This is a genomic window from Mesorhizobium bavaricum (genome assembly GCF_056781655.1).
The window spans coordinates 1,226,749-1,249,303 of record NZ_CM165566.1; the positions used below are offsets into that span (position 1 = coordinate 1,226,749).

The following is a 22,555-nucleotide window of genomic DNA, read 5'->3' on the forward strand; positions in this document are numbered from 1 at the left end:
GCAAGGCCGCGGTTCAAATTCTTTCCCGGGACGGTTCTCCATGGCAACGAAGCATCTTTTCCTGCTCGCCGGTGACGGCATCGGTCCAGAGGCGATGGCCGAGGTCAAGAAGCTGATCGCCGCCATGAACGACAAGCTCGGCAGCGGTTTTACCACCGAGGACGGCCTGGTCGGCGGCTGCGCCTATGACGCGCATGGCGCGGCGATCTCCGATGCCGACATGGCAAAGGCTATGGCCGCGGATGCGGTGCTTTTCGGCGCCGTCGGCGGCCCGAAATGGGATGCCGTGCCTTACGAGGTGCGCCCGGAAGCCGGCTTGCTGCGCCTGCGCAAGGACATGGAGCTGTTCGCCAATCTGCGCCCCGCCATCTGCTATCCGGCACTCGCCGCGTCCTCCTCGCTCAAGCAGGAGGTGGTCGAGGGCCTCGACATCCTGATCGTGCGCGAATTGACCGGCGGCGTCTATTTCGGCGAGCCGAAGCAGATCATCGATCTCGGCAATGGCCAGAAGCGCGGCATCGACACCCAGGTCTACGACACGTTCGAGATCGAGCGCATTTCGGGTGTCGCGTTCGAACTGGCGCGCACGCGCAAGAACCACGTCACCTCGATGGAAAAGCGCAACGTCATGAAGTCGGGCGTGCTGTGGAACGAGGTCGTCACCCAGACCCACAAGGCGCGCTATTCAGACGTCAAGCTCGACCACATGCTGGCCGACGCCGGCGGTATGCAGCTGGTGCGCTGGCCGAAGCAGTTCGACGTCATCGTCACCGACAATCTGTTCGGCGACATGCTGTCCGACATCGCCGCCATGCTGACCGGCTCGATCGGCATGCTGCCGTCGGCCTCGCTCGGTGCGCCGGATGTGAAGACCAAGAAGCGCAAGGCGCTGTACGAGCCGGTGCACGGCTCGGCGCCGGATATTGCCGGCAAGGGCATTGCCAACCCGATCGCCATGATCGCCTCCTTCGCCATGTGCTTGCGCTATTCCTTCGGCATGGTTGATGAAGCCGACCGTGTCGAGGCCGCGATCGCCGCCGTGCTCGACGAAGGCCTACGGACAAAGGACATCCTGTCCGAGGGCATGACCGAGGTCGGCACCGTTCAGATGGGCGACGCGATCATCGCCAAGTTCCTCGGCTGATACCGTGGCGGTCGACGTCCGCTGGGCGACGACCGGGGACGCGACGGCGCTCGCCGATATGCTGTGCGAGATGGCTGTTCACTACCGGCAGCCGCCTCTTGCTGCCGACCGCGCCTTGTCCGCGGCGCGGAAATGGCTCGGCGAGGAAAGCCCGGCCTATCCGCATTTCGCGCTGGCCTTCGTCGAGGGTGAGGTCAGCGGCTTGGCCTCGGTGGCGATCGCGCATCCCGGCATCGATCTCGAGCGATTGCTGTTCCTCAAGGACCTGTTCGTGCGGGACGGTGCCCGTAACGCCGGTGTCGGCCGGGCGCTGATCGGCTTTCTCGCCGGCCACTGCATGCGCGAAGGCATCGGCCGCATCGACCTGACCACCGAGGACTGGAACGAGGGCGCGCTGCGTTTCTATGACCGGCTTGGCGCCGAGCGCCACGGCCAAAAGGTCTTTCTCAGGCTTTCAGGCGAAGCGCTGAAGGCGGCTAGATTTTGACGCCCGCCGGCACTGGCCCCCAGGGATTGTCGCCCACCTGAGACGGTATGAATCCGAAGACCAGCAACGCAACGCTGCCAATGGGTGGGATGAAGCAGAGCAGGGCAAACCAGCCGCTCTGACCGGCGTCATGCACACGCCGCACGACGAGCGCAATCGATGGCAGGATCAATCCCGAAAAGAAAGCCAGGACGGGTATGAACCCTATGACCCCCATCGGCGTCCTGTCCGCATTGGTTTCGAAGCCGTTGATCGCCAGGTCAACAAGTATCCCGAAGCCGAAAAGCGCGAACATCCCGAGAATATAGAACAGCCAAAAAGCCCAGAATTCCCTGCGGCGGGCGCGTCCGTTGAAATTGCTATAATCCGCAATCACCGCGCGCCAGAAGTAAGCCCACAGCCCTGTGGAGTAGGCGGGCCGGCTTCGGGCAGAACGTCCTGTCTGCCGTGGCCGAGCGGTGCTTGACGACGGTGCGGTTGAGGCCACGGCGACTATGTTGTGCGCCGTACCGTCGCCCGGTTCGAACTCGACAAGAGCGCCCCTGACGAGGGCCACGTCCTGGCGCAGATCGCTACGAGCGAAGGTATAGCGCTTGGCGTCGATTCCGTTGATGTAGCCGAAGTCCTGGTCTTGGTCGTAGTGGAACACCGTGCCGCGCATGCGCCGCCCCTCTCACATTGCGTCGTACAAATACTACTCAGGATTGCCGATGATTGCAATATACACGTTATGGTAAAAGCCTGACGCCCGCCGGTACCGGTCCCCACTTGTTTTCCCTGGCCTGCGTCGGAATCAGCGCGCAGACCAGGATGATCAGGCTGCCGATGGTCGGAATGAGGATCACCAGGCAGAGCCAGCCCGTCACGCCAATATCGTGCAGCCGGCGCACGATCATGCCGAGGCTGGGCAAGAACGTCGCCAAAATGAAGGTGCCGCAAAGCCCAACCGTTACCGCTGCCGACACATCGCTGTCGAAATCGCCCATATCCATATCGGTGAACAGGCCGATGCCGCCAATGATCAGCAGGCAAACCGTCCAGAAAAGGCAGTAGCCCCAATATTCCTTGCGCCGGGCGCGGCCGGCGAAGTTGAAGTAGTTCCGCGTCACGCCGCGCCAGAAATAGCCCCACAAATCGGTGGGTTCGGCAGGCTCGGAGGAACGGCCGAAATGCTGTGCCTGGGATGCAGCGGCGGCAGCTTTATGGCCGGCTTGAGGCTGTGCAGCGCTCGTGCCGGCGTCGACGGCCGGGGCTGCGGACTGGACGGCGATCGAAAAGACGTCTCGCGCCTGCCCGCCGCCCGGCTGGAACTCGACGGCCGTGCCCTTGGGCATGGCGGTTTTCCGGCGCAGGCTCTCGCGGGTGAAGGTGTAGCGGTTGCCGTCGGCTCCGGTGATGAAGCCGAAGCCCTGATCCTCGTCATAGTGAAGCACTTCGCCGCGCATTTGCCACCCCTCTCGCCACGTCCCGGCCAAGATGTGGCACAGGGCCGAGCCCATCGGCAAGGCCGTGGCTGCCGTCACTGCGGCGGATGAAGCAGCTTCCGGATCCTACGAGGGCCGCTTCTTCGCCTTCTTGTGCTTCGGCGCGCCGGTGTTTTCGAACTTCGGCTTGCCCGGCTTCTTGGCCCAGGGCTTTGCCGCGAAGGCGCCGGCGGGGCGCTGGTCGGCCGATGCGGGTGCCGGCGCACGCTTCTCGAATTTGCGCTTCGGTGCGTTGGGGTCGAACGGCGCCTTGCCGCGATGCGGTTTCTTGTCAGGGCTTGGCGGCTGATAGCCGGCCCGCGACAGGTCGGGCGTGCCGTCCAACCGCTTCACCACGATGTTGTTCTGCAATTTGAGATCGGGACCGATCGCCGCCAGGAAGCGGTCGGCCCAATCGGCAGCGATCTGCACGAAGGTCTCTTCCGGCTGCATCTTGATGGCGCCGATCTCGCGCTTGCTGATGCTGCCGGCGCGGCACAGCATCGGGATCAGCCAGCGCGGCTCGGCATTCTGCCGGCGTCCGATCGACAGCGAGAACCAGACGCTGGCGCCGAAATCCTCGCGGCGGCTGGGCGCTTCGTCCCGGCGCGCGACGTTTTCGCCCGCCAGTTTTTCACGCGATGGCGTGAACGGCGCGATCTCCATGAGATCCTCAGGTGCAGAGCGGCTGGCGCGGCACTGGCGCACGAAAGCGGCGGCGACCTGTTCGGCGCCATGCCGGGCGAGAAGCGCGTCGATGAAACCGCGCTCGTCGTCCTTCACAGGCTCGCCGAAAGCCGGATCGGCAAGGATGCGCTCGTCGTCGCGCTGGATAACGTCGTCGGCCGAAGGCGGGCTGGCCCATGTCGCCTTGAGACCGGCATTCTGCAGCAGCCGCTCGGTGCGCTTGCGGGCACTGTTGGGTACGATCAGCGCGCTGACGCCCTTGCGCCCGGCGCGGCCGGTTCGGCCGCTGCGATGCAGCAGCGTCTCCGGGTTGGTCGGCAGGTCGGCGTGGATCACCAGCTCGAGATTGGGCAGGTCGATGCCGCGCGCCGCGACGTCGGTGGCGATGCAGACCTTGGCACGGCCGTCGCGCATCGCCTGCAGCGCATGGCTGCGCTCGTTCTGGCTGAGTTCGCCCGACAGCGCCACGACGGAAAAGTTGCGGTTGTTGAAGCGCGCGGTCAGATGGTTGACGGCGGCACGCGTGTTGCAGAACACCAGTGCGTTCTTCGCCTCATAAAAACGCAGCACGTTGATGATGGCGTTCTCGCGGTCGGCCTGGGCAACGCTCAGCGCCCGGTATTCGATGTCGAGATGCTGCTTTTCCTCGCCGGCGGCCGAAATGCGCACGGCATTGCGCTGGTAGCCCTGGGCGAGCGTCGCGATCGAGCGCGGCACGGTGGCCGAGAACATCAGCGTGCGGCGCTCGGCCGGCGCGGCGTCGAGGATGAATTCGAGGTCTTCGCGAAAGCCGAGATCGAGCATCTCGTCGGCTTCGTCGAGCACGACGGCCTTGAGCGCCGACATGTCGAGCGAGTGCCGCGTGATGTGATCGCGCAGGCGGCCGGGCGTGCCGACGACAATATGGGCTCCGCGCTCCAGCACACGCCGCTCGCTGCGCATGTCCATGCCGCCGACGCAGGACGCCACCGTGGCGCCGGTCAGCTCGTAGAGCCATTCCAGCTCGCGCGTCACCTGCAAGGCCAGCTCGCGCGTCGGCGCCACCGCCAGCGCCAGCGGCGCCGAAGCATGGGCAAAGCGCTCCGCGCCGCCCAGCAGGGTTGGCGCCAAGGCGAGGCCGAAGGCCACGGTCTTGCCGGAGCCGGTCTGTGCCGACACCAGCGCATCCGCCTCACCGAGCTCGGGAGCCAGAACCGCCTTCTGCACCGGCGTCAGTTCGGAATAGCCGCGTTTTTCCAGCGCCCTGGCAAGCGCTGGAACAATAGCTTCGAAGTTGGACATCTTACTCTTTCGGAATTCGGATTCTTGTATGCCCGGCAATGGGTCATCCGTCGGCGAGCGCCATCTGACAGCGCCACGAGCCGAACGATCTTGCCGTTCGTACTTCGCGCAGCCGCTATTGTACAGGGCACGCGGGAAAGCGGGCGGCTGGCAGTGATTGACTCTTGACGCAAACCGCGTAAAAGCCGGCACCGAACAGGACAGTTTTCGATGCGCGGCCTTTTGATGGCGGTTCTTGCATTCGATTTCCCTGGCCACAATGCAAATCATTGGGCCGGGCGCGTCGGCGCGTCTCCTCGTTCCAGCAAAACCATGTTCTTGGCCAAAACTGGCAAAACGACCACCAAAACGGTCTGATTCCCTTGGCCTAACCACCCTCTCCCGGGTCCGGCCCGGGGGTTGAAACCCGCATCGGCCGGCGGGGTTTCTCCAAAAACCGAGCGGAGAGGGACAGGAGATCTTTATGAGTTTCAAGGTTGCAGTCGTCGGCGCCACGGGCAATGTAGGCCGGGAAATGCTCAACATACTGGAAGAGCGCGGCTTTCCAGTGAGTGAAGTCGTGGCGCTGGCGTCGCGGCGCAGCCAGGGCACCGAAGTGTCGTTCGGCGATCGCACGCTGAAGGTCAGGACGCTCGACCAGTATGATTTCTCCGACACCGACATTTGCATCATGTCGGCCGGCGGCAATGTCTCCAAGGAATGGTCGCCGAAGATCGGCAAGCAGGGCTGCGTTGTCATCGATAATTCGTCGGCCTTCCGCTACGACCAGGACGTGCCGTTGATCGTGCCGGAAGTGAACCCGGACGCGATCTCGCTGTTCACGCGCAAGAACATCATCGCCAACCCGAACTGCTCGACGGCGCAGCTGGTGGTGGCGCTGAAGCCGCTGCATGATTTCGCCACCATCAAGCGCGTCGTTGTCGCCACCTACCAGTCGGTGTCGGGCGCCGGCAAGGAAGGCATGGACGAGCTGTTCACGCAGACGCGCGCCGTGTTCGTCGCCGACAGCGTCGACGTCAAGAAGTTCACCAAGCGCATCGCCTTCAACGTCATTCCGCATATCGACGTCTTCCTCGACGACGGCTTCACCAAGGAAGAGTGGAAGATGGTCGCCGAGACCAAGAAGATGCTCGACCCCAAGATCAAGCTGACTGCGACCTGCGTGCGAGTGCCGGTGTTCATCGGCCATTCGGAAGCGGTCAACATCGAGTTCGAGAAGCCGATCACCGCCGACGAGGCGCGCGATATCCTGCGTGAGGCGCCGGGCTGCCAGGTCTTGGACAAGCGCGAGGACGGCGGCTATATCACGCCGCTGGAATCGGCCGGCGAGGACGCCACCTTCATCTCGCGCATCCGCGAGGATTCAACCATCGACAACGGCCTGTCGATGTGGATCGTCTCCGACAATCTGCGCAAGGGCGCGGCACTCAACGCGGTGCAGATCGCCGAGCTGCTGGTCGAGCGCGGCCTGATCCAGCCGAAGAAGAAGGCGGCTTAGTTTTCGCTCACGGGCCGTATCGCCGCTGCCGCGGCGGGCCCTCCGCGGGGGCGCCGGACGACCGGTGGCCCGCGGGCTCGGCCTTTGGCCGATTGGTGATCAATTGTGAGCGATAGCGCTAAAGTCGTGCTGCGTCCGGCCATCGGCTCGGATGCAGCTGACATTGCACGGCTTTTGCGGGCGGCGCTTGGCGCGTTCGACTGGATGCCGGTGCTGCATACGCCGGACGAGGATCTTGCCTTCATCCGCGACATTGTGCTGCCAGGGCAGCAGGTGACGGTCGCCGAGGCCGGCAAGGAGACTGTCGGCTTCATCGCCGTCAGCAATGAATGGGTGGAGCAGCTCTATCTCGAGCCGGCCCGGACGGGACACGGCATCGGCAGCCGGTTGCTGACGGACGCGACCGCCGCCCTGCCGGTGGTCAAGCTGCATTGCTTCCAAGCCAACACCGGCGCCCGGCGCTTCTATGAGCGGCATGGGTTCATTGCCGAGGGTTTTGGCGACGGCACCAACAACGAGGAAGGCCTGCCGGACCTCCTCTATGTCCGCAGGCGCTGATTCAGCCGGCGTTGTCCTTGGCCAGCCGGCGCAGCAGTTCCAGCGCCTCTTCCGCCCGCTCGGCGGGGACGAACAGATGGTCGTGGTAGAAAGCCGAGACCGGGTTGACGCCCATGCCGGCAGCAGCCAGCCGCGTGGTGATGGCGGCGAGGAAGCCGACGGCTTCCAGCGACGAATGGATGTTCAGTGTCACCATGCGACTGCGGAAGGAAGCGGTCAGCCCCGCTTTCCTCGCGGCATCCTCATGCAAGATCAGCGTCACACCCTCGCGTTCGCGAAACACCATCACCGGTTCGAGGCCTTCCGGCTGGGCGACGCCAGGCGCCAGCGTGACGAAGACATAGGTGCCGGCCAGCAGTTCCGGCGTCATTGTCGCCAGCAGCTTTTTCAGATCGGTCTCGCCGGTCATTTGTCTTCTCTCGTCCGATGCAGGAACGGGCCGCAGCCCACATGCTTCTCATATCCGCGACCGGCGGGTGCCGAAAGCCGACACGCGCTGCACGGGCGACATGGCGATGTCGCTGACGGCTGAGCTTGCCCGTCTGTTGCCTCGCACAATAGAAAGGCTGAGACCAGTGCCGGTCCGTGAAAGGCCTCCCCATGATCGTTCGCCCGCGCCCGACGTTCCTGCAGCTGTTCTTCGTCATGCGCGGCTCGGTGGTGCCACGCATCCTGCCGCAGATCCTGGGTTTTGCGCTTTATTCCGCGGTCATTCTTGCCGTGGCGCGCCAGTTCCGTCTCGATTTCAGTGTCTTCAACATCACGCCGTTCGGGTTGGTGGGCGTGACATTGTCGATCTATCTGTCGTTCCGCAACAACGCCGCCTACGACCGCTGGTGGGAGGCGCGCAAGCTGTGGGGCACGCTGGTCTTCGAAATCCGCAATCTGTCGCGCGCCACCACCAGCCTCATCGCCGATCCGGCCGAACAGCGTGCGCTGCTGATGGAGGCGCTTGCCTTCTGTCATTTCCTGCGCGGCCAGTTGCGCAAGATCGACAGCATGAAGGACGCTCGCGCCTTCATTGCCGCCGAGGCCGACACGGCCGCCAATTTCGCCAACCCCGCGGACGAGATGGTCAGGCGCATGGGCCGCCGCGCCAACGCGCAGCGCCGGGCCTGCGAGGTCGATCCGATCGGCTTCCGCATTCTCGATGAAAGGTTGGCATCGCTCACCGCTATCCAGGCCGGCTGCGAGCGGATCGCCGGCACGCCCTTGCCGTTCGCCTATACGCTTTTGGTGCATCGCACGGCCTACATCGTCTGCCTGCTTCTGCCCATCGGCCTGATCTCGAGCACCGGCTGGGCGACGCCACTGTTCACGGCGCTGATCGCCTACACCTTCTTCGGCCTCGATGCGCTGTCGGAAGAGCTGGAGGATCCGTTCGGCACCGAGGCTAACGACCTCGCCCTCGACGGTCTGTGCCGTGTCTGCGAGATCTCGGTGTTCGAGGCGCTCGGCGAGACGCCACCGAAAATGCTGCCGCCCGAGAAGTTCTATTTTTCGTAGGTGTTCGACACGGCGTTCTGTCTGCCGCCGCAATGTGAAGCGCGAACGCTGGCGCGAAGTATCGCTACATGGCTCAATCTGCATCGCTGCCTTCTTTTGCCGTTACGGCGCCAAAAAAATCCGGACCCTGTAGGATTGCCACCCCATGCCGCGTCCTTGGTTCGACCCAGTGAAAAGGGCTCGAAACATCAGGAGGGAACACCATGAGCATTTCCGAAACCGCGCCCGTCTCATCAGGCGCCCTGTGGACCGGCCGCGCGCTCAGCGCCGTCATCGTCCTATTCATGATCTTCGACGGCGTCATCAAATTGCCGCCGCTCGACATCGTCACCCAGACCATGGTGCCGCTTGGCTGGCCGGCCGACGCGAATGTCGCGCGCATGCTCGGCGTCATCGGCCTGGTCTCGACCGCGCTCTACGCCTTGCCGCGCACAGCGGTGCTCGGCGCCATCCTGCTCACCGCCTATATGGGCGGCGCCATCGCCACCAATGTGCGTGTCGACAATCCGCTGTTCTCGCACACGCTGTTCGGCGTCTATCTCGGTGTCATCCTTTGGGGCGGCCTGTACCTGCGCGACCCCCGGGTGCGCGGGCTGATCCCGTTTTCTCGTTAAGATTTGCAAAGGAAAAGAAGATGTTCACCACCATTGCCATCGTCCTGCTGGTCCTGATTGCCGCCGTGCTCATCTACGCCGCGACACGGCCTGATGATTTCGTCGTCACCCGCTCGGCCAGCATCGAGGCGCCGCCGGAAGCGATCTTTCCGCTGATAAACGATTTCAACCGCTGGCCGACATGGTCGCCATACGAAAAGCTCGACCCTGAGATGAAGCGCACGCTGTCCGGCGCGACAAGCGGCAAGGGCGCGGCCTATGCCTGGGATGGCAATGCCAAGGCCGGCAAGGGGCGCATGGAAATCACCAATTCGGTGCCGTCCTCGCGGGTGTCGCTCAAGCTCGATTTCGAGAAGCCGTTCAGGGCCAACAACAGCGTCGACTTCATCCTGACGCCGTCCGGCGATAACACCGGCGTTAGCTGGGCGATGCGTGGCAGCCGGCCCTTCATCGCCAAGCTGATGGGCCTGTTCATGAACTTCGACACGCTGATCGGCAAGGATTTCGAGGCCGGCCTCGCCAATCTGAAGCGCCTCGGCGAAAAGTGACGTGCCCTGCCAGGATTTTGGCAGCACGGCAGTGATTGGGATCATTGGCAAACGATCGTGGTCAATCCCTGAGCCGGCAATCCTTTTCCTCTCCTTGGATCAAATCGCCGGGTCGGGAGTTAGAGACTCACTGGCGGCGGAGGTCTGTCTTGCTAGGAGAGGAACGACAATGAAGAAAACGATGCTTGTAATGGCCCTGTTGGTGCCGCTTGCCGCATGCTCGCAAACGGAAAAAGGCGCTGCTGTCGGCGGCCTTGGCGGCGCTGCGATTGGCGCGGCCGTAGCAAACGACCCGGTGGAAGGCGCCGTCGTCGGTGGCGCGGTTGGTGCCGTGGCAGGCGCTTTGATTGGCAGAGCCAGCGAACCGGATCGCTGCCGTTACCGCGACCGCTATGGACGGGTCTATGTCGCGCGCTGCCCTCAGGGCTATTGATCGCGTCCTAAAAAGACGTCGAAATAGCAAAACGGCGGGCCTGGGCCCGCCGTTTCCTGGATGCGATAAGGCAATGCTTATTCGGCGGTGGCGGCTTCCGCCTCGGCCGGTGCAGCTGCGGCGGCCGCGACGGCAGCGGCGGCGTCTTCCTGCGCCTTCTTCAAAAGGGCGGCGCGTTCCTGCGCCTTCTTGCCCGGCTCGGCCTTCTTCGGGTTGGAGCGGGCGTCGCGCTTGGCAATGCCGGCCTCGTCGAGGAAGCGCAGCACGCGGTCGGTCGGCTGGGCGCCGTGCGACAGCCAGTGCTTGACGCGGTCGGCGTCAACCTTGACGCGCTCGCCGTCCTTGGGCAGCAGCGGGTTCCACGAGCCGAGCGACTCGATGAAACGGCCGTCGCGCGGCGAACGGGCGTCGGCGACGACGACGTGGTAGTAAGGACGCTTCTTCGAGCCCGCACGGGCCAGTCTGATCTTCAAGGGCATTTCTTTTCTCCTAAAAACTCTGATTTCGTTAGTTGGTTGTGGCTGGTTACTCAGCCGGCTTTCATCACGCCGTTGGAAGCGGCGATCTGTTCGTGGTGGCGGATCACTTCACGGACGACGAAGTTGAGGAATTTTTCCGCGAAATCCGGGTCGAGATGTGCATCCTTCGCCAACTGGCGAAGGCGGGCGATCTGCTGCTGCTCGCGCGCCGGGTCGGCCGGCGGCAGCCCATGCGTCGCCTTCAGCACGCCAACCGCCTTGGTGCAGCGGAAGCGCTCGGCCAGCATGTGGATGAGGGCTGCGTCGATGTTGTCGATCGAGGCGCGATAGTCGGCCAGGATGGTACGTGCGTCGGCCATGTCCTTTTCTTCGTTCATCGCGTCCTCACTTCTTCTTGCCAAGGCCGGGCAGCCCGCCGCCGCCCAGACCGGGAAGCCCCGGAAGTTTCATGCCGCCAGGCAGACCGGGCAGGCCACCGCCGCCTGGAAGACCGCCGGGCAGGCCCTTCATGCCGCCGAGGCCGGCCGCCTGTGCCTGCTTCTGCAGCGCTTCGAGCTGCTTGGGATCCATCTTCGACAGGTCGGGCATACCGCCGCCCATGCCGCCCATGCCCGGCATCATGCCGCCGAGGCCCATCTTGGAGGCAAGGCCGCCCATCATGCCGCGCATCAGGCCACCGCCTTTGCCCTTGCCGCCCATCGCCTTCATCATGTCGGCCATGCCGCGATGCATCTTCAACAGCTTGTTGATCTCGGCAGCGTCGGTGCCGGAACCGGCGGCGATGCGCTTCTTGCGCGAGTGTTTGAGAATATCGGGATTGGCGCGCTCGGCCTTGGTCATCGACGAGATGATGGCGAGCTGGCGGCCGAACATCTTGTCGTCGAGACCGGCGGCGGCCATCTGGTCCTTCATCTTGCCCATGCCGGGCATCATGCCCATGATGCCGCCCATGCCGCCCATCTTCGACATCTGCTGAAGCTGGCCGGCGAGGTCGTTCAAATCGAACTTGCCCGACTGCATCTTCCTGGCCATCGCCGCCGCCTGCTCGGCGTCGATGTTTTCGGCGGCCTTTTCGACCAGGCTGACAATATCGCCCATGCCGAGGATGCGGTCGGCGATGCGCTTGGGGTGGAATTCCTCCAGCCCGTCCATCTTTTCGCCGGTGCCGATCAGCTTGATCGGCTTGCCGGTGACGGCGCGCATGGAGAGAGCGGCGCCGCCGCGGCCGTCGCCGTCCATGCGGGTCAGCACAAGGCCGGTGATGCCGACGCGCTCGTCGAAGCTCTTGGCCAGGTTGACGGCGTCCTGGCCGGTGAGCGAGTCGGCGACCAGCAGGATTTCGTGCGGGCTCGACACCTTCTTGATGTCGGCCATCTCGACCATCAGCGGTTCGTCGATATGGGTGCGGCCGGCGGTGTCGAGGATGACGACGTCGTGGCCGCCGAGCTTGGCCGCCTGCACGGCGCGCCGGGCGATGTCGACTGGCGACTGGCCGTCGATGATCGGCAGCGTCGCCACCTTGACCTGCTCGCCGAGCTGGCGGAGCTGCTCCTGCGCGGCCGGGCGCCGCGTGTCGAGCGAGGCCATCAGGACCTTCTTGTTCTGACGCTCGGAAAGGCGCTTGGCGATCTTGGCCGAAGTGGTCGTCTTGCCGGAGCCCTGCAGGCCGACCATCATGATGACGACCGGCGCCGGCGCATTGAGGTCGACGGCGACGCCTTCGGCGCCGAGCATCTCTACCAGCTCGTCATGGACGATCTTGACGACCATCTGGCCGGGTTTGATCGACTTGACGACGGCAGCGCCGACGGCCTTCTCGCGCACCTTGTCGGTAAACGAGCGCACCACTTCCAGCGCCACGTCGGCCTCGAGCAGCGCACGGCGCACCTCGCGAAGTGCTGCCGAGACATCCGCCTCCGACAGCGCGCCGCGACCGGTCAGGCCGTTCAGGATCGAACCAAGACGTTCCTGTAGCGATTCAAACATTCGTTTTCCTTTTCCCTGGCACCCGTATGGTGCCGGAGAGGTAATGCGTTCGCGCCAGGTGTCCAAGTCTCATGGCGAGCAAAAGCCAAAACCAAAAAGCACCCGGGGGCGCTCAGCGCTGCCGGGTGTTGGCCTCCAGGATCGATTTACAGCACTCCACCCCTAGAGGTTTCGGCGTCCTGGTCGGCTTGCTCGGAGGGATACTCGTCGCGGAATTCGGGGCGTGTAGACAGGAAATCGGCGGCAGAGTCAAGACAAGGCCTGGGTGATGCCCGTGCCAATCGTGTCGCGCCGAGCCAGAATCAGTTCGCGCTGCTCGCTTCCGATCTGTTGGCCGCGACGTTCAGCGGTGAGCGCGGATGCAGGAGCAGTACAACCGTCAGCAGGCTGCAGGCGATGCCGATGAAGGCAATGAGAGCGGCATCCGACGTCGTCCAGCCCGGTCCTTCGAGCGGCCTGGCGCCGAACAAGGCGAAGGAATTGTAGCTCTGCTGATGCGAGATGAGCAGGAATCCGGTCAGATTGTTGCCGAGATGGGCGCCGAAGGCAGCTCCGAGATTGCCGGTGGCAAAGACCACAACCGTCAGCAGCAGCGCGAAAGCGACGATCGAGGCCAGTACGCAGGCGCTGATGGCGGGCGACGCGCTGTTGCTCCAATGCAGCGAAGTGAACAGCAGGGCCGGCAGCAGCGCCCAGATGAACGGGCTCCTGAACCGGTTGGCCAAACCGCGCAGCAGATAGCCTCGGAACAGCACCTCCTCCGAAGACGTCTGCAGCAAGGTGAGGGCGACGATCGGGATCAGGAACAGCAGCCAGGACGACAGGCTGATCGGGCCACGGGCGATCTCGGGCTGCAGCAGATAGAGCAGGATCTCCGACACGAGCGAGGTTATCAGCACCGCGATCAGCCCCTTGACGAAGCCTGACAGCGACACGCGACGGCTGACACCGAAGAGCGCCGAAAGGGGCTCGCCATGCACCCAGCGCATGGCCATCCAAAGGCCAATCCAGATGCCGGCAAAAGAGGTAAGCGCGGTGAGGATGCCGATGGGCGAGGCGAGGAACCCCTGCATCGCTCCTTCGGGTGGCGGAGCCGCCGATGCCTGCCAGGTAAGGAAGAGGTAGGTGCCGCCGATCAGCACGGCCACGGTCGTTGCGGCCCAGAGCAGGATCACGATCGCCGCTCCCAGGAACAGGCGCGGCACTGTCGTCCTGGCGTTCGGCGAATGCCGGTAGCGTTCGAAGGCGGCAGGGTCGATCACACGAATTCCCGGGCAAGTGCTTCAGGTCGCATGATCTAGGGGATCGCCGTCCTGGGCGCAATCGTGCCTGGTCGGAGACCGTTGGCGCCCTACCAGAGTTGCAAAAAAGGGCGCGGACGTGCCGGCGAGCGTCTTTCTCCCGCTCTACGGGAAGAAATGCCCGGCCAGGGCAATGAGAGGCAGCGCCGACTTCGACGATTCGCACCGACCGATCCGATGTGGCGACACGGCGAGAAGGGCGACCGCCGCTGCGCTTGGCAGCGGTCAGCCCGTCAGCGTCAGCGTACCACGTACATGATGCGCCGCGTCTGCGGATCGATCAGCGCCGGCTGGCCGTTCACATAGACATAGCGGTAGTTGTAGTCCGGGATTTCGCGCAGCTCGACGGTGTCGGGCAAGGTCGCGCCGGTCACCACCTCGCCGTCGAGATAGACGGGGTCGAGCCGATGCGTGTCGACATAGGTTCTGACTTCGGTCGGAGGTGGCGGGAAGGCGTCGTTGAGCGGATCGCTGGCGATGATCGCTCCGGTGTAGTCGGTCGAGTAGCCGTCCGGCGGCGCGACGACGGCAATGCTGGATCCGTGCGGGCGCTGCGTCAGCACCACCCGGCTGCCGCCGAAATCAGCCGTCACATAGTCGGAATAGACCCAGCCCTGGCCACCGGCTTCGGCGATGGTGCACCATTTGCTGTTTTCGATGCAGCCATTGAGCGTCGCCGACTGACCGGCGGCGAGCACGCCGATCACAGGATATTGCGGACCGGGGCCGGCACGCACGTTGAGATCGGTGACGGCGGATACGGCGGTGTCGGCAAACGCGGCGCCCGACATGATCGTCAGCATTCCGGCGACCGCGGGAAACAATACGGATTTCATGGTTTCTCTCCGTTTTCATGATCCCTCGCCACGAAAACGGAGCAGCGGCGCATGCGTTCCCGCTAAAATGCCCCCGCCAACTCACGATTTGTTCCGGCAACTTGCGGCAAACCGGTCAGAAGGTCGTGAACGAAGGCCAATTTCCGCGCCGTGACGTCCGAAATGACGAAGGGGTACAGGTCGGGCAGGCCCATGCAGCGGTTGATCGAATTGGAGGCCTCCGACAGCACCAGCCAGCGGGCGAGGATCTTTTCGAAAGGCTCGGGTGCTGCGGCCGGTTCCGATGGCGCCGCCTGCAGTCCACCGCCGGTGTCGCCTTGCGGCAAGTCGTTGGCCTCCACGGTCTCCAGCCGGCCGAGCGGAAAGTTCAGCGCGTGGACCATTTCCAGCGTGTCGGTGATGTGCAAATGGTGGGCCCAGGTTTCCGCCCAGTCTTCCCATGGATGGGAGGTCGCATAGGCCGAGATGTGGCTTTGCTGCCAGTCGGGTGGCGCGCCATTGGCGTAATAGGTCTTCAGCGCCTGTTCGTAGTCGGCGCGATCGTCGCCGAACAAGGTGCGAAAAGCCTCCAGCCTTTGCGGATCGTCGCGGATCAGGCGATCCCAGTAGTAATGGCCGAGTTCGTGGCGAAAATGGCCGAGCAAGGTACGATAGTTCTCGCCCATTTCGACGCGCCGTTTTTCACGCTCGGCGGAATCGGCCTCGGCGACGTTGAGCGTGATCAGACCATTGTCGTGGCCGGTCAGGATGCGCTCGCCGCCGGGGCCGCCGCCGATCGGATCGGCCAGGAAGTCGAAGGCAAGGCCGATCTCGTCGGCAGGGTTCTGCTTGGGCGCGACCGGCAGCCCTGAGGCGAGCAGCGAATAGATGGCGCGCTTCTTCGCCGCCTCGACGCGGATCCAGCGGCGGCGGTTGCCGTCGACGGAGAGATCCGGGATCAGCTGGTTCAGCACGCAAGCGCGGCAAAAGGCCTGTCCCGGCTCGGCCATCCAGTTGCAGGCGCATTCGTCGGCGTTGATGCACTGGAAGATGCCGTCGACACCCGACAAGGCAAAACGCGCATGCTCGGGATCGTAGAGCACGAGGCTCGAGCAATTCAGGCACTGGGCGTTCTCGAAATAGAGACGGTGGCCGCAATGCGGGCAGTCGAAGAGTTTCATGTCGGTCTCGAACCTTCAGAGCCAGCATATAGGTGCGCGGCGGCAGGTGCCCAACGGCCAACCGCCGGCCGGCGTTCCGTCTTCGATCGGGGCTATTTTGCCGCAAGCTGCGCGGCGACCTGTCTGGCCACCGCTTCGCCTGACAGCCGTGCGCCGCCGCAAGTCTGGATCAGCGGACCGGCGAGGTGCTCGCCGGCAAAGAAGATCCTGTCGGCCACCGGCTGCATCAGCGCGGCGCGCGCAGCCGAACGCCCCGGGCGGGCCGCCGCATAGGCGCCGCGCACGAAGCGCTCGCCACCCCAATTGGTCATCATGGCGCGCGCCACGTGCTTTCGTGTGTCGCCGCCGAAAATGCCGCACAGCCGGTCGACGACGAAATCGATGCCCGCCGCCTCGCCCGCCGCCGACATTTCCCAGGCGAAATCGCCGCCGACGAAACCGACCATCAGGTCGAGATCGAAGGGAAAGCACAGGAAATAGATGTCATGCCTGGCCATCCGTTCGATCAGAAGGTCGTCGAAGGGCTGCAGCCCAAGCCGCGTGCCCCGGATCTCGACCGGCAATTTGGTCAGCATGCCCATCGGCAGGTCGAAGAAGGCTCCAAAATGCGTGTCGGGAAGTGCCGGCGAGAATTCGATCTCCTCGAAGGCGAGCACCGCCGGCGAGGCTGTGACGATGACCGCCTTGGCGCGAACGGTGCCGCGATCGGTGACGCAGGCGACACCAGGCACGTCCCAGAGGATCTTGCGCACCGGCGTCGACAATTCGACCGGCAGGTCGGCGCCGAAGCGGGCGACCAGCGCGCCAAAGCCCTCCTTGCTGAAGTAGTTGGGGTCGAGATCGGCGGCGGCCTGGAAGTCGCGGATCGAGATTTCGTCCTCATCGGCGCCGAAATCCATCGGTCCGGCGAAGGTGGCCGCGGCGCGCGGCGCGTGGCCCTTTGCGAGCAGCGCCGAAAGCCGGTCGTCGTCGCCCTCCTTCACTTCATGCCCGGCCAGCAGTTCGAACAACCGCGCGTCGGCGGCCTTCATCTCCGCTTCCTCGTCCTCGCTTGCCTTGCGCTGGCGATAGTAGAGATGGTCGACATTCATGTCGTGATGATGCAGCGTCCAGCCGGCAGCCCGGGCTTCGGGAAAATACGGGTTGCGGTCGGCGGCATGCAGCCAGGCGCAGCCGATATCGAAGGGCACGCCGAAATGCTGGTCGCTGGTCCATGCGCGGCCGCCGATGCGGCCCATCGCTTCGAGCAGCTTGAAGGAGAGGCCGGCTGCCTGCAAGGTCCTGGCCGCAGCCAGACCCGCCGAACCGGCGCCGATGATCACAACATCAACGTCTTCCATGGTTATTTCGACCCCGCCACAATATTCACTTGATCGTAGGCAAATTCCCCGGCATTCGCCAGCACTGCAGCAGAGACAGTGACAAGTGCGGGTTTCGCTGGCAAATTCGCAACCGGGACGTGATTCAGGCAATCAGGAGAGAAAAGCATGGCATTACTTGCCAAGGGAAAGATTTTTGTGGCTTCGGTGGTGGCGGTGCTTGCGCTGGCGACGGGCGCGGAGGCGGCGGCCAGCTGTGGCAAGACCGGCGCCGGTTTCGAAGCCTGGAAGCCGGAGTTCGCCGCAGAGGCCAAGTCCGAAGGTGTCGGCCCGAAAGGTCTGGCCGCGCTGGCTGGCGCGACCTACGCGACGAAGACGATTAGCGTCGACCGCGGCATTCACAAGGCGTTCAGCGGCTCGGTGGATGATTTCATGAAGCGCCGTGGCGGCGCCGCGATCATTTCCAAGGGTCGTTCGCTGAAGAAATCGAACGCGGCGCTGTTCAGCAAAATCGAAAGCAACTACGGCGTGTCGCCAGGTGTGTTGCTCGCCATCTGGGGAATGGAGACCGGCTTCGGTTCGGCCATGGGCAACCAGAATACGGTTTCTGCCATTTTGACGCTTGCCTATGATTGCCGCCGCCCGGAGTTCTTTTACCCGCATGCCATTGCAGCCCTGAAGCTGGTCGATCGTGGAGCGTTGACCGCCTCGTCGGTCGGCGCCGCGCATGGCGAGATCGGCCACACGCAGTTCCTGCCCGGAAATGTCTTGAAGTATGGCGTCGGCAGCGGAAACCTGCGCGACAAGGCCACCGCGTTGGCTTCCACCGCCAACTTCCTCAAGGGTCATGGCTGGCGGGCCGGCGCGAGTGCGCAGTCGAATCTCGGCGCCATTGCCGGCTGGAATTCCGCCAGCGTCTATCAGCAGGCCATCGCTCGCATTGCCACGGCGATCGACGGCGACTGATAGGATTCTCTATCTCTTTGTTTTTTCGACAGAAAGCCCGGCCATGCGCCGGGCTTTTCATTTCACGTCGAGCGCGTAGGAGCAGCCGGCCAGCGTCTTGCCGGGGTGTGACTCGACGGTCGAGACGTTGAGCGTGATGCGCGTGGCGAGGTTGACGCCGCTGGCGTCCTCTGTGCTTTCGACAATAATTTTCTCGCCAAGGAATTTGTCCGGTGTCGAGACTGTCGCCGGGACATCGAGCTCTCTGGCCAGGTCCGGCGCGGCAACGCCTTCGAACACGGCCATCGGCCCGGTTGCGGTCAAGACAATGGATGCCGTCTCACGCCCGAAGACACGAATCTTGGTCGGCAACTCGTATTGAATGAGGAACGGATTGCCGGCCGCGACCTCTTTCCAGCCCAGCCTCTCCGCGGCGCCGGGCTCGCCGGCCAGCCAAAAGCCAAAACCGTTATAGGCCGGCACGTCGGCCCGGCATTCGATCAGCGCGGCAAGGTCGAGGGAGGCCGGGTCGAAATCCTCGGCCACCGCTGGCGTCGCCAGAAAAACCAGCGGCGCCAGGCATCGACCGAGCCCGCGCATCCGGATTACTTGTTGCGGCTGCGTGCCGCCAGCGTACGCAGCCTCAGCGCATTGAGGCGGATGAAGCCGGCGGCGTCCTTCTGGTCGTAGGCGCCGCGGTCGTCCTCGAAGGTGACCAGCGCATCGGAATAGAGTGTCTTCTTCGACTTGCGGCCGGTGACGATGACGTTGCCCTTGTAGAGCTTGAGGCGCACCGTGCCTTCGACGTCTTCCTGGCTCTTGTCGATCATCGCCTGCAGCATCAGGCGTTCGGGCGCGAACCAGAAGCCGTTGTAGATCAGCTCGGCGTAGCGCGGCATGAACTCGTCCTTGAGGTGGGCGGCTCCGCGGTCGAGCGTGATCGATTCGATGGCGCGGTGGGCTGATATCAGGATGGTGCCGCCCGGCGTCTCATAGACGCCGCGCGATTTCATGCCGACGAAGCGGTTCTCGACCAGATCGAGCCGGCCGATGCCGTTGTCGCGGCCGAGATCGTTGAGTGCCGCCAGCATCGTCGCCGGCGACAGTTTCTTGCCGTTGAGCGCGATCGGATCGCCCTTGAGGAATTCGATCTCGATCTCAGTGACGGCGTCCGGCGCGTCCATCGGCGAAACGGTGCGCTGGTGGACGAATTCCGGCGGCTCGCTCCACGGGTCTTCCAGCACTTTGCCCTCGGAGGACGAATGCAGCAGATTGGCGTCGACCGAGAACGGCGCGTCGCCCTTCTTGTCCTTCGGCACCGGGATCTGATGCTGCTCGGCGAAGTTGATCAGGTCGGTGCGCGACTTGAACGACCAGTCGCGCCATGGCGCGATGACCTTGATGTCGGGGTTCAGCGCATAGGCGGAAAGCTCGAAGCGGACCTGGTCGTTGCCCTTGCCGGTGGCGCCGTGCGCGATCGCGTCGGCGCCGGTCTCCCTGGCGATCTCGACCAGATGCTTGGAGATCAGCGGCCGCGCGATCGAGGTGCCGAGCAGGTAGGTGCCTTCGTAGACGGCGTTGGCGCGGAACATCGGGAAGACGAAGTCGGAGACGAATTCCTCGCGCACGTCGACGACGCGGATGTCCTTGATGCCCATCATCTCGGCCTTGCGGCGGGCCGGCTCGAGTTCGCCGCCCTGGCCGAGATCGGCGGTGAAGGTGACGACTTCGGCGCCGAGTTCGGTCTGCAGCCATTTCAGGATGATGGATGTGTCGAGGCCGCCGGAATAGGCGAGCACGACTTTCTTGACGTCTTTGGCGCTGGACATTTTTACCCCGTCGATGGCGGACGCCCTCACCGAGCGTCACGGATTGTCGGAGGGCCTTTTAGCAGGAAAGGCAGAGCGAGCAAGCAGGCGTGCGCGCATGGTTTCTGGTCCAGCGCATGGCGAGGGGTGGTGCCGGCAAGGGAAACAACCTGCTGCAATCAAAGGCTGCATTTACTTGCAGCATTTAATCAAGTTTTCACGCCCCGGCGCTAACAATGCGGACAAATCCGCCTTGGCCACCTGCCGGGCGGCTCTTGCCTGCTTCGTTACGGGCACCCTCCGGCTTGGACCGTTCTTGATGCGCGTCATATCATGTATCGCCACGGAGCATAATCTGTGGCTTGTCCTGCTGGCGGCGCTGATGTGTGTCACCGGCTGCTGGGTGACGATCGGCCTCTTCGACCGTGCCAGGAAAACCGCCGGCGTGCAGATGAGAGGCTGGCTGTTCCTGACCGCGGTCGCCGCCGGCTCGTCGATCTGGTGCACGCACTTCATCGCCATGCTGGCCTACCAGCCCGGCGCGCCGATCACCTTCGATCCGGTCCTGACCATGGTGTCGCTGGTCATCGCCATCGCCGGAACCGGAGTGGGCTTCACCCTTGCATCCGACAAGTGCCGGCGTATTGCGCCGGAGTGGGGCGGATGCGTCGTCGGACTGGCAATCTCGGCCATGCACTACACCGGCATGATGGCCTATCACGTTGCCGGCATCGTCGAGTGGGACGGTTCCTATGTTGTCGCCTCGCTGCTCATCTCGGCGGTGTTCTCCGCCGTGGCTGTCGGCCATGCCGTGCGCCGGCCATACCGCTGGTCGCAATATCTCGCCATCGGGCTGCTGGTGCTGGCAATCGTCGGGCTGCATTTCACGGCGATGGCGGCGGTGGCGGTAACGCCGCTGTCCTTCATCACCACCGGCACCAATCCCGACATTCTCGTGGCAATGGCGGTCGCCGTCGCCGTCGTCGGCCTGATCGTCGCCGCCACCGGCTTCGCCAGCTATCTGATCGATGAGCGCGGCCGCCTGGAAAGCTTCGAGCGGCTTCAGCATCTCGCCCTCAACGACGCCCTCACCGGTCTTCCCAACCGGGTCTCCTTCAACGACCGCCTCGACCATGAGATCGATCGGGCGCGGGAGGACGAGGTCACGATGACGGCCGTTATCGTCATCGATCTCGACCGCTTCAAGGAGATCAACGATCTCAGGGGACATGCGGCCGGCGACCAGGCTCTCAAGATCGTCGCCCGCCGGCTGGGGAAACTCACCAGTGACGGCGAATTCGTCGCACGGCTCGGCGGTGACGAGTTCGCCGCGATCAAGCGCTTCAAGGACCAGAACGAGCTTCTCGGCCTGGTCTCGAGGCTGGAGAAGTCGCTGTTCCAGCCCTTGCTGCTCGACGATTTCGAAATCGCCGCTGGCGCCAGCATCGGCGTCGCCGTCTATCCGCGCGACGGGGCCGACCGCGAGCGACTGGTCAGCAACGCCGACCTCGCCATGTACCGGGCAAAGAACGACGTGTCGCGGGCCGTCTGCTTTTACGAATCCGCCATGGACGAGACGGCTCGGGCGCGCCGCGCGCTGGCCACCGACCTTCGGCAGGCGATCGAGCGCGGCGAGCTTTCGCTCCACTATCAGGTGCAGACCTCGGTTCCGACCGGCGCCACCTGCGGCTACGAGGCGTTGCTGCGCTGGACGCATCCCATACATGGCATGATCCCGCCAGCTGAATTCATCCCGATTGCCGAGGAGAACGGCTCCATCATGGCGATCGGCGAATGGGTGCTGCGGACCGCATGCCGCCAGGCGGCCTCCTGGGACAATGGCCACAAGATCGCGGTCAACCTGTCGCCGGTGCAGTTCGCCCATGCCGACCTGGCCAAGCTCGTCCACCAGATCCTGGTCGAGACCGGGCTGTCGCCGAAGCGCCTGGAGCTGGAACTGACCGAATCGACGATCGTTGCCGACAAGGTGCGGACGCTGCATGTCCTGCGCCAGATCAAGGCGCTGGGGGTGACGATCGCGATCGACGATTTCGGTACCGGCTATTCGTCGCTCGACACGCTGCGCTCGTTTCCCTTCGACAAGATCAAGCTCGACCGCTCCTTCATGGCCGATGTCGAGCGAAGCCCGCAGGCCAAGGCGATCGTCCGGGCGGTGCTGACGCTGGGCCGAAGCCTCGACATTCCGGTGCTCGCCGAGGGCGTCGAGACTGATGTCCAGCTGACCATCCTGCAGGTCGAAGGTTGCAACGAGGCGCAAGGCTATTTCCTCGGCCGACCCAAGCCGATCGATCAGATCCTGCTCCCCAGCGCGGCAGGCCTCGATGTCCCGAACGATCGGCCCGTCGCCGAGGAACCCGCCAGGATGCGCCTGAGCAGGCTGGCATAGGATTGTGGCGGGTGGCCGCCCGTCGGCGCCCTCGTTGCGTGCCCGCTGGATCGACCGTCGAAGCGCCCCTGCATCTGGAACCGGCACGGCGCATC

General features: G+C 64.2%; 23 protein-coding genes. 10 read left to right on the top strand and 13 right to left on the bottom strand.

Annotation, left to right across the window (positions count from 1 at the left end; genetic code table 11):
- Positions 1 to 40 precede the first annotated feature (40 nt).
- Together leuB and AC1RZR_RS05905 are read left to right on the top strand one after the other, a co-directional pair.
- On the top strand, positions 41 to 1,144 hold the full coding sequence (gene leuB, locus AC1RZR_RS05900; protein WP_477268843.1) for a 3-isopropylmalate dehydrogenase: 1,104 nt from the start codon (positions 41 to 43) through the stop codon (positions 1,142 to 1,144).
- Positions 1,145 to 1,148: 4 nt separating this feature from the next.
- The gene (locus AC1RZR_RS05905) at positions 1,149 to 1,631 is read left to right on the top strand and encodes a GNAT family N-acetyltransferase (RefSeq protein WP_481827947.1); all 483 of its coding nucleotides are present in this window, start codon (positions 1,149 to 1,151) and stop codon (positions 1,629 to 1,631) included.
- On the opposite strand, the gene AC1RZR_RS05910 is transcribed toward AC1RZR_RS05905, so the two are convergent.
- The 3 genes from AC1RZR_RS05910 to AC1RZR_RS05920 all read right to left on the bottom strand — a co-directional run bounded on the left by AC1RZR_RS05910 (position 1,621) and on the right by AC1RZR_RS05920 (position 5,062).
- Positions 1,621 to 2,292 (bottom strand): DUF805 domain-containing protein, encoded by a 672-nt coding sequence (locus tag AC1RZR_RS05910; RefSeq protein ID WP_481827948.1) that lies wholly within the window; start codon positions 2,290 to 2,292, stop codon positions 1,621 to 1,623. The two genes, AC1RZR_RS05905 and AC1RZR_RS05910, sit on opposite strands and share 11 nt — an antisense overlap.
- Positions 2,293 to 2,359: 67 nt before the next feature.
- On the bottom strand, positions 2,360 to 3,076 hold the full coding sequence (locus tag AC1RZR_RS05915; RefSeq protein ID WP_481827949.1) for a DUF805 domain-containing protein: 717 nt from the start codon (positions 3,074 to 3,076) through the stop codon (positions 2,360 to 2,362).
- Between the two features lie 105 nt (positions 3,077 to 3,181).
- On the bottom strand, positions 3,182 to 5,062 hold the full coding sequence (locus AC1RZR_RS05920; RefSeq protein ID WP_481827950.1) for a DEAD/DEAH box helicase: 1,881 nt from the start codon (positions 5,060 to 5,062) through the stop codon (positions 3,182 to 3,184).
- 463 nt (positions 5,063 to 5,525) lie between these two features.
- On the opposite strand from AC1RZR_RS05920, the gene AC1RZR_RS05925 reads away from it, so the two are divergent.
- Together AC1RZR_RS05925 and AC1RZR_RS05930 are read left to right on the top strand one after the other, a co-directional pair.
- Complete coding sequence (locus AC1RZR_RS05925; RefSeq protein ID WP_379094426.1) at positions 5,526 to 6,560, top strand: aspartate-semialdehyde dehydrogenase; 1,035 nt, start codon at positions 5,526 to 5,528, stop codon at positions 6,558 to 6,560.
- Positions 6,561 to 6,665: 105 nt separating this feature from the next.
- Positions 6,666 to 7,118 carry a GNAT family N-acetyltransferase gene (locus AC1RZR_RS05930; RefSeq protein WP_477268848.1) on the top strand — a complete coding sequence of 151 codons (453 nt, stop codon included), beginning with the start codon at positions 6,666 to 6,668 and terminating at the stop codon, positions 7,116 to 7,118.
- A 1-nt stretch (position 7,119) separates the two neighbouring features.
- Here AC1RZR_RS05930 and AC1RZR_RS05935 read toward each other — a convergent pair whose 3' ends face one another.
- Positions 7,120 to 7,527, bottom strand: a complete 408-nt coding sequence (locus AC1RZR_RS05935) for an ACT domain-containing protein (protein ID WP_477268849.1) — start codon at positions 7,525 to 7,527, stop codon at positions 7,120 to 7,122.
- Between the two features lie 191 nt (positions 7,528 to 7,718).
- Here AC1RZR_RS05935 and AC1RZR_RS05940 point away from each other — a divergent pair, with 191 nt between their 5' ends.
- The 4 genes from AC1RZR_RS05940 to AC1RZR_RS05955 all read left to right on the top strand — a co-directional run bounded on the left by AC1RZR_RS05940 (position 7,719) and on the right by AC1RZR_RS05955 (position 10,219).
- Positions 7,719 to 8,624 (top strand): bestrophin family protein, encoded by a 906-nt coding sequence (locus AC1RZR_RS05940; protein WP_481827951.1) that lies wholly within the window; start codon positions 7,719 to 7,721, stop codon positions 8,622 to 8,624.
- 203 nt (positions 8,625 to 8,827) lie between these two features.
- Complete coding sequence (locus AC1RZR_RS05945; protein ID WP_481827952.1) at positions 8,828 to 9,238, top strand: DoxX family protein; 411 nt, start codon at positions 8,828 to 8,830, stop codon at positions 9,236 to 9,238.
- Positions 9,239 to 9,258: 20 nt separating this feature from the next.
- Positions 9,259 to 9,786 carry an SRPBCC family protein gene (locus AC1RZR_RS05950; RefSeq protein WP_481827953.1) on the top strand — a complete coding sequence of 176 codons (528 nt, stop codon included), beginning with the start codon at positions 9,259 to 9,261 and terminating at the stop codon, positions 9,784 to 9,786.
- A gap of 169 nt (positions 9,787 to 9,955) precedes the next feature.
- On the top strand, positions 9,956 to 10,219 hold the full coding sequence (locus tag AC1RZR_RS05955; protein ID WP_477268853.1) for a YMGG-like glycine zipper-containing protein: 264 nt from the start codon (positions 9,956 to 9,958) through the stop codon (positions 10,217 to 10,219).
- A 77-nt stretch (positions 10,220 to 10,296) separates the two neighbouring features.
- Here the strand turns inward: AC1RZR_RS05955 and rpsP are convergent, their stop codons facing one another.
- The 7 genes from rpsP to AC1RZR_RS05990 all read right to left on the bottom strand — a co-directional run bounded on the left by rpsP (position 10,297) and on the right by AC1RZR_RS05990 (position 17,321).
- Positions 10,297 to 10,698, bottom strand: coding sequence for a 30S ribosomal protein S16 (rpsP, locus tag AC1RZR_RS05960; protein ID WP_184872646.1), 402 nt, complete (start codon positions 10,696 to 10,698; stop codon positions 10,297 to 10,299).
- A gap of 50 nt (positions 10,699 to 10,748) precedes the next feature.
- Entirely contained in the window at positions 10,749 to 11,075 is a 327-nt protein-coding gene (locus AC1RZR_RS05965) for a chorismate mutase (RefSeq protein WP_111544094.1), read from the bottom strand.
- A gap of 7 nt (positions 11,076 to 11,082) precedes the next feature.
- The gene (ffh, locus tag AC1RZR_RS05970; protein WP_477268854.1) at positions 11,083 to 12,684 is read right to left on the bottom strand and encodes a signal recognition particle protein; all 1,602 of its coding nucleotides are present in this window, start codon (positions 12,682 to 12,684) and stop codon (positions 11,083 to 11,085) included.
- A gap of 302 nt (positions 12,685 to 12,986) precedes the next feature.
- Positions 12,987 to 13,946: a CPBP family intramembrane glutamic endopeptidase gene (locus AC1RZR_RS05975; RefSeq protein WP_481827954.1), complete on the bottom strand. Its 960-nt coding sequence runs from the start codon at positions 13,944 to 13,946 to the stop codon at positions 12,987 to 12,989.
- A 278-nt stretch (positions 13,947 to 14,224) separates the two neighbouring features.
- Complete coding sequence (locus tag AC1RZR_RS05980; protein ID WP_481827955.1) at positions 14,225 to 14,821, bottom strand: DUF1236 domain-containing protein; 597 nt, start codon at positions 14,819 to 14,821, stop codon at positions 14,225 to 14,227.
- 62 nt (positions 14,822 to 14,883) lie between these two features.
- Complete coding sequence (locus AC1RZR_RS05985) at positions 14,884 to 15,981, bottom strand: zinc-binding metallopeptidase family protein (RefSeq protein ID WP_481827956.1); 1,098 nt, start codon at positions 15,979 to 15,981, stop codon at positions 14,884 to 14,886.
- A 92-nt stretch (positions 15,982 to 16,073) separates the two neighbouring features.
- Positions 16,074 to 17,321 (bottom strand): flavin monoamine oxidase family protein, encoded by a 1,248-nt coding sequence (locus AC1RZR_RS05990; protein ID WP_481827957.1) that lies wholly within the window; start codon positions 17,319 to 17,321, stop codon positions 16,074 to 16,076.
- A 147-nt stretch (positions 17,322 to 17,468) separates the two neighbouring features.
- On the opposite strand from AC1RZR_RS05990, the gene AC1RZR_RS05995 reads away from it, so the two are divergent.
- Complete coding sequence (locus AC1RZR_RS05995) at positions 17,469 to 18,266, top strand: lytic murein transglycosylase (RefSeq protein WP_477268859.1); 798 nt, start codon at positions 17,469 to 17,471, stop codon at positions 18,264 to 18,266.
- Positions 18,267 to 18,323: 57 nt separating this feature from the next.
- On the opposite strand, the gene AC1RZR_RS06000 is transcribed toward AC1RZR_RS05995, so the two are convergent.
- Positions 18,324 to 18,845, bottom strand: coding sequence for a hypothetical protein (locus AC1RZR_RS06000; protein ID WP_477268860.1), 522 nt, complete (start codon positions 18,843 to 18,845; stop codon positions 18,324 to 18,326).
- Between the two features lie 5 nt (positions 18,846 to 18,850).
- The gene (locus AC1RZR_RS06005; RefSeq protein ID WP_477268861.1) at positions 18,851 to 20,074 is read right to left on the bottom strand and encodes an argininosuccinate synthase; all 1,224 of its coding nucleotides are present in this window, start codon (positions 20,072 to 20,074) and stop codon (positions 18,851 to 18,853) included.
- Positions 20,075 to 20,372: 298 nt separating this feature from the next.
- Between AC1RZR_RS06005 and AC1RZR_RS06010 the strand changes: the two genes are divergently transcribed.
- Complete coding sequence (locus AC1RZR_RS06010) at positions 20,373 to 22,460, top strand: putative bifunctional diguanylate cyclase/phosphodiesterase (RefSeq protein WP_481827958.1); 2,088 nt, start codon at positions 20,373 to 20,375, stop codon at positions 22,458 to 22,460.
- Positions 22,461 to 22,555: the final 95 nt, after the last annotated feature.